The organism is Solirubrobacter ginsenosidimutans (genome assembly GCF_027587205.1).
Genome location: NZ_JAPDOD010000040.1, coordinates 71737 through 80987 on the forward strand (window position 1 = coordinate 71737; position 9251 = coordinate 80987).

8 protein-coding genes and 1 pseudogene are annotated in these 9251 nt (G+C 71.2%); 5 read left to right on the forward strand and 4 right to left on the reverse strand.

The features are described from left to right. Positions 1–140: 140 nt before the first annotated feature. Positions 141–302 (reverse strand): hypothetical protein, encoded by a 162-nt coding sequence (locus OM076_RS32270; protein WP_270044264.1) that lies wholly within the window; start codon positions 300–302, stop codon positions 141–143. Positions 303–493: 191 nt separating this feature from the next. Here OM076_RS32270 and OM076_RS32275 point away from each other — a divergent pair, with 191 nt between their 5' ends. The 4 genes from OM076_RS32275 (at position 494) to OM076_RS32290 (ending at position 5007) form a co-directional block, all read left to right on the forward strand. Beyond that, complete coding sequence (locus OM076_RS32275) at positions 494–1417, forward strand: universal stress protein (RefSeq protein WP_270044265.1); 924 nt, start codon at positions 494–496, stop codon at positions 1415–1417. A gap of 1 nt (position 1418) precedes the next feature. Then, entirely contained in the window at positions 1419–1691 is a 273-nt protein-coding gene (locus OM076_RS32280) for a hypothetical protein (RefSeq protein WP_270044266.1), read from the forward strand. Then, positions 1688–4387, forward strand: coding sequence for a bifunctional acetate--CoA ligase family protein/GNAT family N-acetyltransferase (locus tag OM076_RS32285; protein ID WP_270044267.1), 2700 nt, complete (start codon positions 1688–1690; stop codon positions 4385–4387). Before OM076_RS32280 ends, OM076_RS32285 begins: the two co-directional genes overlap by 4 nt. Positions 4388–4482: 95 nt before the next feature. Further along, positions 4483–5007, forward strand: a complete 525-nt coding sequence (locus OM076_RS32290; protein ID WP_270044268.1) for a response regulator — start codon at positions 4483–4485, stop codon at positions 5005–5007. A gap of 561 nt (positions 5008–5568) precedes the next feature. Here OM076_RS32290 and trxA read toward each other — a convergent pair. Together trxA and OM076_RS32300 are read right to left on the reverse strand one after the other, a co-directional pair. Continuing rightward, complete coding sequence (gene trxA / locus OM076_RS32295; RefSeq protein WP_270044269.1) at positions 5569–5985, reverse strand: thioredoxin; 417 nt, start codon at positions 5983–5985, stop codon at positions 5569–5571. 147 nt (positions 5986–6132) lie between these two features. Next, positions 6133–6606, reverse strand: a complete 474-nt coding sequence (locus OM076_RS32300) for a flavodoxin domain-containing protein (RefSeq protein WP_270044270.1) — start codon at positions 6604–6606, stop codon at positions 6133–6135. 240 nt (positions 6607–6846) lie between these two features. On the opposite strand from OM076_RS32300, the pseudogene OM076_RS32305 reads away from it, so the two are divergent. After that, positions 6847–7915, forward strand: a pseudogene (locus OM076_RS32305) (zinc-dependent alcohol dehydrogenase). Between the two features lie 70 nt (positions 7916–7985). Here OM076_RS32305 and OM076_RS32310 read toward each other — a convergent pair. After that, entirely contained in the window at positions 7986–9116 is a 1131-nt protein-coding gene (locus OM076_RS32310) for a carboxylate-amine ligase (protein WP_270044272.1), read from the reverse strand. Positions 9117–9251 lie beyond the last annotated feature (135 nt).

A 9251-nucleotide genomic window follows, 5' to 3' on the forward strand; every position in this document is an offset into this window, starting at 1 on the left:
CAGCGCCGCCCGCACCCAGCTATGCCGGGCCGGGTGTGAGACGAAGATCGCCGGCGGCGATCACGCGGCAAGGATCGTGCAGAGCGGGCGCACCGGCATCCGCACTACGCCGCGCGACGGGCCGTAGTCCACCGCACGTCTTAGAGCAGCCGCTCGAACAGCGCTAGGTGATCGAGCAGCGAGTGCGTACCGAGGAAGCGGTCGCGCACCCGCTCGTGAGCGGCGGAGCACCTCGAGGCCGGGGCGAGCAAGGTGATCCTCACCGCGCCGACAAACACGTCGTGGCGCGCGCGGACGTGCATGGGACATCCGAGTCGATGCTCGCCGACGCGCTGCAATCGCTCGAGCACGTCGTCCGTTTCACCTTTAAGCGTCTGAGAGCGCACGCGAACGACTGCGGTTTTCCACGGACCGGCTCGACGGCCCGATGCGGATGGAAACCGGTGCACCTGGCCGTAGCCTCCGCGGCGGACAACCACCGCAAGGAGCCATCGTGAGCACCATCCTCATCGGCGTCGAGGCCTCGGAGCGATCCGAGGACGCGATCGCCTTCGGACGCCGCCTGGCCGACGTCGTCGGCGCGCACGTGATCGTCGTCAACGCGTACCCGTACTCGGATCTGTCGAGCCGAGCGTCGAACGCCGCCTACCGCGAAGCGCTGCGCGACGACGCGCTCGAGATCGCCCGTCGCATGCGCGACCAGCTCGAGCGCATCAACGACGACGACACCCAGATCCGCGTCGCCGCCGACCCCTCACCGCCGAGGGCGCTGCACCGCATGGCCCACGCCGAGCAGGCGTCGCTCGTCATCGTCGGCTCGTCGCACACCGGCCGCGCCGGTCGCGTGCTGCCCGGCTCCACCGCCGAGCGCCTGCTGCACGGGTCGCCGTGCGCCGTCGCCGTCGTACCCCAGGACTACCGGAAGCACGCCGATCAGCCGATCCGCCGCGTCGGCGTCGCCTACAACAACACCGACGAGGCGCGCGCGGCCGTCACGGCCGCCGCGTCGCTGGCGCGCGCGCTCGGGGCCGAGCTCGAGATCATCGGCATCGTCTCGACCGAGTACTTCACATCTTCTGGCCTGATGGGCGCCGCGGGCATCGCCTCGCTGCGCAGTGACATCGAGCGTCACGTCCAGGAGTCCCTCGACGAAGTCGCCGCGGGAGTCCCCGCGGACATCGTCACGCACACGCGCTGCGCGACCGGAGGCCCCGAGGAGCTGCTGACCGTGCAGACCGAGACGCTCGAAGTGCTGGTGATGGGATCCCGTGGCTACGGCCCGCTGCAGGCGGTGCTCACGGGCGGCATCAGCGGTCGCCTGGTCCGCACGTCGCATTGCCCGGTGATCGTCGTCCCGCGCGGCGTCGAGGCGCCGTTCGAGACGCTCTTCGGCCCGGCCACCGCGGCGACGGCCTGACATGTCCGCGACCACGCTGCCCCAACCCTGGTCCGCGGGCCGCGTGGTCGCGTACGCCGGCCTGATGACGGAGGGGTTCGGTGACCCGTACACGCTCGACGACGAGACACAACGGATCGTCAGCGGCGCGCTGCAACGCCTGCACGAAGACCTCGGCGGCGTGTCGCGACGCCTGGTCGACGAAGTGCGGTGCCCCGTGCTCGTCCTCCCGCGCGAGGTCGGGCTTGCCCTGGACGGGCGGATCGGCAACGCCGGCCCCGCGGCCGCCCGATGACCGCGGTCGGCGAACCGGCCGGCGCGGTCGACGTCGCGCTGCGCGACGGCTCCACGGTCCGCGTCCGGCCGGTCGTCGCCGGCGACTACGACCAGCTGCGCGCGCTGCTCGGATCGCTCTCGCCGGAGTCGCGCTGGCTGCGCTTCTTCTCCGCCGGCGTCGATCTCGACACGATGGCCCGCCGCGCAGCGAGCCGGGGCTCAGGCCGTGGCTACGGTGTCGTCGCCACGGTGGGCGCGCCGGAGCGCATCGTCGGTCACGCGGCGTACGTCGTGACCGCCCCCGGCAAGGCCGAGGTCGCGTTCGAGGTCTCTGAGGAGCGCCACGGACAGGGCATCGGGACGCTGCTGCTGGCACACCTGGCGGCGGTCGCACCCAGCGAAGGCATCCAACGTTTTGTGGCCACCGTCCACCCGTCGAATTCGCGGATGGCGCAAGTGTTCCGGAATTCCGGATTCCCGGTGGAGCTCGCGGTCGGCCCCGGGTTGCTCGAGTTCGAGCTGCCCGCCTCGCTCGACGCGGGAGCGATCGCGGCCTTCGAGGACCGCGACCGGGCGGCGGCCGTCGCCGCCGTAGGACACATGCTGCGGCCGAGCAGCGTCGCGCTGATCGGCGCCTCGCGTCGTGAGGGCACCGTGGGGACGGCTCTGCTGTCGAACCTGCTTGCGGCCGGCTTCACGGGACCGCTGCGCGTCGTGAATCCCAAGGCGGGCAAGATCGCCGGGATCCAGGCCTACCCGGCGATCGCCGACGTGCCGGGGCCGATCGATCTGGCAGTGATCGCGGTGCCGGCGCAAGCCGTGCCGAGCATTGCTCGTGAATGTGCCGACGCGGGCGTCCGGGCTTTGGTCGTGCTGTCGAGCGGTTTCGCCGAGGTCGGTGCCGACGGAGCGCGACTGCAGGCCGAGCTCCTGGACGCATGCCGGACCGGCGGCATGCGCCTCGTCGGCCCCAATTGCCTCGGTGTCCTCAACACCGCCCCGGACGTCAGTCTGAACGCCACCTTCGCGCCCGTCGTGCCGCGTCGCGGCCGGATCGCGTTGGCCTCTCAGAGCGGTGCGTTCGGAATCACGGCGATCGCCGAGGCCGCACGCCGCGGGCTGGGCCTCTCCTCGTTCGTCTCGACCGGCGACAAGGCCGACCTCTCGGGCAACGACTTCCTGCGCTATTGGGAGCAGGACGCGGACACGGACGTGATCCTGCTCTATCTCGAGTCGTTCGGGAATCCGCGCCGCTTCGGGCGGATCGCCCGCACGGTGGCACGCACGAAGCCGATCGTCGCGGTCAAGTCCGGCCGCTCCGCCGCCGGAGCGCGCGCCGCCGCCTCGCACACCGGCGGGCTGCTGGCCGCCTCCGACGTCACCGTGGACGCGTTGTTCGCGCATGCCGGCGTGATTCGTACGGAGACGGTGGCGGAGCAACTCGACACCGCCGCGCTGCTCGCTGCGCAGCCGCTCCCGCGTGGTAACCGCGTGGCGATCGTGACCAACGCGGGGGGCCCGGGCATCGCCGCGGCTGACGCCTGTACGGCGGCCGGACTCGCGGTCGAGCCGCTGAGCGAGCGCTGCCGCCGGCGGCTGCCCGACCACGCCGCGCTGGGAAATCCCATCGACATGATCGCGTCCGCTTCCGCGGAGGACTTCCAGCGCACGATCGAGCAGGTCGCCGAGGACCCCGACGTGGACGCGGTGATCGCGATCTTCATCCCGCCGCTGATCACGCGCGCCGCCGACGTCGCCGCCGCCATCCGCGCGGCGAGCGAGCGGGCTGCAGCGTCGGGGACGCCGCTGCTGGCCGTGTTCATGGCCGTCTCCGACGCCGAACGAGCCGAACTGTCTGCTGACGGTGCGATCCCGGTGTACGGCACGCCGGAGGAGGCGGTCCGCGCCCTCGGCCACGTCGGCCGGTACGCCGACTGGCATCGCGAGGGCCCGGACGAGCCGCCGGTCTTCGCCGACGTCGACGGCGATCTCGTCGCCGGCATCCTCGCGGATGCGCTCGGTGCTGGTGGCGCGGGCTGGCTCGACCCGGCGGACGTCGAGCGCGTGCTCGCCGCCTACGGGATCGCGCTGATCGAGTCGCGCACCGCGCACAGCGCGGCCGAAGCGGGGCGCCAGGCGGCCGACCTCGGCGGATTGGTCGCGATCAAGGCCGTCGCGCCCGGGCTCGTCCACAAGGCCGACGCCGGGGCGGTCGCGCTGGAACTCCACGGCAAGAGCGCCGTGGTGCGAGCCGCGCAGGCGATGACCCGCGACGTTGCCGCGGCGGGCCACGCGGTCGAAGGCTTCATCGTGCAACGCATGGCGCCGCCAGGGGTCGAGCTGATCGTCGGCATCGTCGGCGACCCCGACTTCGGCCCCGTCGTCGCGTGCGGCGCCGGAGGCCACGCGGTCGAACTGCTGGGTGACGTCGCGGTCCGCCTCGCCCCCCTCGGCCCTCGTGACGCGAAGGCGATGCTGCGCTCGCTGCGCACCTATCCATTGCTCGATGGCTACCGCGGTGCGGAACCGGCCGACGTCGCTGCGGTCGAGGACGTGCTCCTGCGCGTATCGGCGCTGGCTGCGGCGCACCCGGAGATCGCCGAGCTCGACTGCAATCCGTTGCGGGTCGGTCCCGCCGGGGCCCTCGTGCTCGACGCGCGCATCCGCGTCGCCGCTCCGCCGCCCTTACGTCCCTTCCCGGCGCTGGATCGGTAGTTCTCCCGCACCGCGACCGCGGCCCACACGGGAAGTCGAGCGTCGCCACGGTCTCGTCGATCACGGCCGCGAGACGAAGTGGGCCGTCGTGTACGGTGCCGGACGCCGAGCGTCTCGCCCGCGCGCACCGGCCGACCGTGCTCGTCCTCGACCTCAACATGCCGGGCGGCTCCAGCCTGGAGGCGATCCCGCGCCTCCGCGCGGATGCGCCGGACACCGCGATCGTCGTGCTCACGATGCAGGATGACCCGGCGTTCGCGCGCAAGGCGCTGCAGGCCGGTGCGCTCGGGTTCGTGCTCAAGGAGGCCGCCGACGAGGAGTTGCTCGAGGCGATCCGCCTGGCCGCCGCGGGCGACACGTATCTCAACCCGCGGCTCGGAGCACGGATGGCGGCGACGCCGGATCAACCCGCCGGTCCGCCCGACGACCGGAGCGACCGTGAGCTCGAGGTTCTGCGGCTGATCGCCCTCGCCCACACCAACAGCGAGATCGCGGACCAGCTCTTCCTGTCGACGCGGACGGTCGAGACGCACCGCGCCCACATCCAGCAGAACATCCGCCGGACCTCGCGCGCCGAGCTCGTGCGCTACGCGCTGGACCACGGCCTCCTCGACACCTGAGGCCATGCCTGGTCCCGGTGGCGCCGGCCGTGGAGCGCATGTCTGTAGTTCCCCGCAGACTTCATGTCGGAATACCGGGAGGCGCGCGCGGCCCGCACCCGCCACGCTCCCCGCAAGGCCACGATCGACACCGCGCGCTCGCTGACGGTTGAGGAGCTCGCGCGCCTCGACGCCTTCTGGCGCGCCGCGAACCACCTCTCCGTAAAGCGAGCTCTATCCGAACATCTCCCGCGACGAGGATCGTCGACGAGCGCCTGCACATCCGCGCCTACACCCGCGAACACGGCGACGACCCCGCCGTCGTGCGCGACCGGGTGTGGCCGGGCGCGTGAGTCCACGGAGAACTACCGATCCGATCGCGAAACTTCGACGGTCCGAACGCGCCTTCGGCCACGCCAAGCTTCACCTGGAGCGCTGACCGGACCCCCTCTACCAGCGTCCCTGCCGTCTGACCCACGGCATCCCGAAGCCACGGCTCGCCCCCTCCTCCATCCTCGGGCGGGCAATGGTCTTCCACATCCGAATCCGGGTTCCAGCCGGATGTCACACGGCGGAGGCAGCTCAGGTCAAGACGGGAGCGAGGCGTGATTCGAGCGCGGGCCGAGGCAGTGCGCCGACGATCCGGTCGATCTCACGCCCACCATCCAACACCACGAGCAGCGGGATCGAGCGGGCATCGAAGCGCGCGGCGAGCGCGGGCTCATCGTCGACGTTGACCTTGACGACCTTGACCTTCCCGGCGTGGCGGCCGGCGAGGTCCTCGAGCACCGGCGCGATCATGCGGCACGGGCCGCACCACGGCGCCCAGAGGTCGACGACCACCGGGACCGAGGAGGTGACCTCCGCGGCGAAGGTCTCGGAGTCCGCCTCGACGAGCCACGGGAGCATCGTCTTGCAGCGCGCGCACTGGGGCGTGCCGCGTTCGATCGGGCCCACGCGGTTGCGCGCACCGCAACTGGGACACGCGAGGATCGACACACCTCGAAGCGTAGCCCGTGAGCGTGCGGCGCACGCTCACGACGTCGCGCAGAGGGCAGGAGGTCGAGGCGCTTGGTCAGGGGGTCGAGCTCGATGATCGCGGTCATCGCGCGATCGATCGGGTCGTGGGTCACTCGGCGTCGAGACTCACGCCGTCACCGGCATCGACGCGGCGATCTTGCGCGCCCAGGAGCGGATCTCTTCCCAGTCGCGCCGGTCCCGGAACTGCGCCGGGATGCCGGAGGATGTCGAGCGACCGCCGAACACCACGTGCTCGCGGACGCCGAGGCGCTCGAGCTCGCGGATCGTGCGGCCGGGCTCGAGCCAGGCTGGATTGTCCTTCTTGGGGTCGCCGACCGGGCCGGAGCTGAACACCCAGAAGGGTCGCTGCTCGAGCTCGGCGCTGAAGTGGTGGATGAACTGGCGCGCCTCGCGGCGCCAGCGTCGCATGTAGACGGCGCTGCCGAGGATCACGGCGTCGTAGCCGTCGATGCGCTCGACGTCACCGGCGTCGACGCAGTCGACGTCCAGGCCGCGGGCGCGGAGGGTCTCGGCGACCATCTCGGCGATCTCCGCCGTGGCGCCGTGCTTGGAACCGAAGGTGACGAGAACACGTGACATGGCCGCACTTTCGCGCGCGGGCGGGCGCGCGACATCCGCAGCAGCGCACGAATGCGGTGCGGAAATCACGGACGCGATCGTGCACGACGGCGACCCGCGCCTTCGACGCGGTCATCGAGCTGCGCGGCGGCCGCCTCGCGGCGGAGAATACGGACGCGGTCCGCGGTCGGCCCCCGATGAGGTCAGCGCGATCGGTTGCGAGTGTCCTGAGTGACCCTACCGACCACTCCGAGGTGCTCAATGAAAGCCGCCGTAGTCCGCAGCTTCGACCGTCCGCTGGAGATCGAGGAACTGCCGATCCCGGTTCCGGGACCGGAGCAGGTGCTCGTCCGCATCGAGAATTCAGGTCTGTGCCATACCGACATCCACGCCGCTCGCGGCGAGTGGCCGGTCAAGCCGTCACCTCCGTTCATTCCTGGCCACGAGGGCGTTGGCACCGTCGAGCGCGTTGGACCCGGGACCTTGCATAGCATCGAGCCCCGGGATGCGCGTCGCGCTCCCATGGCTCGGTTATGCCTGCGGCACCTGCAAGTACTGCAACAGCGGGCGCGAGACGCTCTGCATGAACCAGCTCAACATGGGCTATGCGATCAACGGCAGCTTCGCCGAATACGCACTCGGCTACGCGCGCCACGTCGTCCGCGTTCCGGATGGCGTCGACCCGGCGGACGCCGCGCCGCTGACCTGCGCCGGCGTGACGACCTACAAGGCCGTGAAGGTCTCCGAGGCGCGGTCCTCGCACCTCGTGGCGGTGTTCGGCATCGGCGGCCTCGGCCACATGGCCGTCCAGTACGCGCGGATCACGGGCGCCTGGGTCGTCGCCGTCGACATCAATGAGGCGCGGCTGGAGACGGCGCGCGAACTCGGCGCCGAACCTTTCAGCAACGCTTCCGAGCAAGACCCGGTCGCCGCGATTCAGCGCCTCGGCGGCGCCGACGCCGCGATCGCCACCGCGGTCACGCCGAAGCCGTTCCAGCAGGCGTATCGCTCGCGGGCGCGCGGAGGCAAGCTCGTCTGCGTCGGCCTGCCCGCTGAGAACCACATGGAGATCCCGATCTTCGAGACCGTGCTCGGTGCGCTCGAGATCCGTGGGTCGATCGTCGGCACGCGGCACGACCTCGAGGAGGTCTTCGAGCTGCATCGCCGCGGGCTGACCACCGTCAAGTACGAGGAGCGTCACCTGCACGAGGTCAACGAAGCGATCGAGCAGGTCCTCGACGGCAGCGCCCGCACGCCGCGGCTCGTCTTCCGCATGGCGCCGGAGCTGGCGGCTCCGGTCGCGACCGGCGCTGCGGTCGTGACCGCTTGACCGGGCGGCGTTGCCGCCGCCGGGAGCTTTGCGCTCGCGGCGGCGCAGCCGTCCGACTCGCCGCCGCCGCTCAGGCCGCGGTGCGGGCGGCGAGGTCGCGCGCGACCGACCGGATGTCACCGGTCGCCGCGAACGCCTCGAGCTGCCGCGAGGCGCCGTTGCCGTTGCGCAGAATCCGCGCGATTCCGCCCAGCTCGCTCTCGCAACCGAGCGCGGCTGCCGAGGGGGCGATCGTGGCGAGCGTTCGCTCGATCACGTCGCGCAGGCGCACCGGCCCGCATGTGACTGTGTCGCTCACGGTCGTGTCCAACCCGTAGCGAGCCGCGCGCCACTTGTTCTCCTCGGCGATCACCGGATGGCAGCGGCCGGCAGGACCGGTGGCGTAGTGATGGACCAATGACTGCACGTAGGCCGCGAGCGCGATCGTGTCATCGACGCGGGTCACCGCGTCCATCGCGCGCACCTCGACGGTCCCGAAGCGCGGATGCGGTCGCACGTCCCACCATGTCCTCGTGTAGTCCTCAAGGCACCCCGAGCCGACCAGCTGCTCGATCACCGTCGCGTACTCCTCGAACGATGCGAACTCCGGGGTCGGGCCTGAGCGCGGAAACGCGGAGAAGATCATGTGCCGGCAGGAGGCGTACCCCGTCGGAGCGCCACGCCAGAACGGGGAGTTCGCCGATAGTGCGACGAACTCGCAGAGGTGGGCGCGGAGCGCGTTGACGACGTGAATCGCGCGGTCGGGGTCATCGACGCCGACGTGCACGTGAAGTCCGTAGATCAGCTCGCGGCGGCCCGCGTACTGGAGCTCGTCGATCAGCGCGCGGTAGCGGTCGCGGGGCATCATGCGCTGGTCCTCGAACAGGCTGAACGGGTGCGTGCCCGCGGAGCCCAGGCGAAACCGCTGGTCGCGAGCCGCGAGGACCGCGTAGTGGCGCAGGCGCCGGATCTCGTCCGCCGCCTCCGCGACCGTCGAGCACACGCCGGTGTGAAATTCGACGAGCGAATCGAAGAGCTCAGGTGCGATGTGTCCCGCGTACGGACCGTCGCGCCCAGTCTCGAGAATTCGCTCGGCTCCTGGGACAAGGTCGAACGACTCCGGGTCGAGCAGCATGTATTCCTCTTCGATGCCGACCGTGAATGGTGCTCCGGCGCCGAAGCGGTGATCGCGCACGTCGAGGGCGCCGGCGAGCTTGGACATGGTCCAACTGTCCCGCCTGGCAGGCGCGTGCGCATCCGCAACTGACACCGTGGCGACCGGGTAGTTCGCCGTAGCGACTCGGCGCCGTTTCCCGGAGGCCGAAGCAACCGCCGAGCGATCGAATGGTGGCAGTCA

Excerpts from the sequence above, each read along its gene's own strand:
- OM076_RS32270 (WP_270044264.1), bottom strand. The coding sequence starts at position 302 with ATGCACGTCCGCGCGCGCCACGACGTGTTTGTCGGCGCGGTGAGGATC.
- OM076_RS32280 (WP_270044266.1), top strand. The coding sequence starts at position 1,419 with ATGTCCGCGACCACGCTGCCCCAACCCTGGTCCGCGGGCCGCGTGGTC.
- OM076_RS32285 (WP_270044267.1), top strand. The coding sequence starts at position 1,688 with ATGACCGCGGTCGGCGAACCGGCCGGCGCGGTCGACGTCGCGCTGCGC.
- OM076_RS32300 (WP_270044270.1), bottom strand. The coding sequence starts at position 6,606 with ATGTCACGTGTTCTCGTCACCTTCGGTTCCAAGCACGGCGCCACGGCG.
- OM076_RS32310 (WP_270044272.1), bottom strand. The coding sequence starts at position 9,116 with ATGTCCAAGCTCGCCGGCGCCCTCGACGTGCGCGATCACCGCTTCGGC.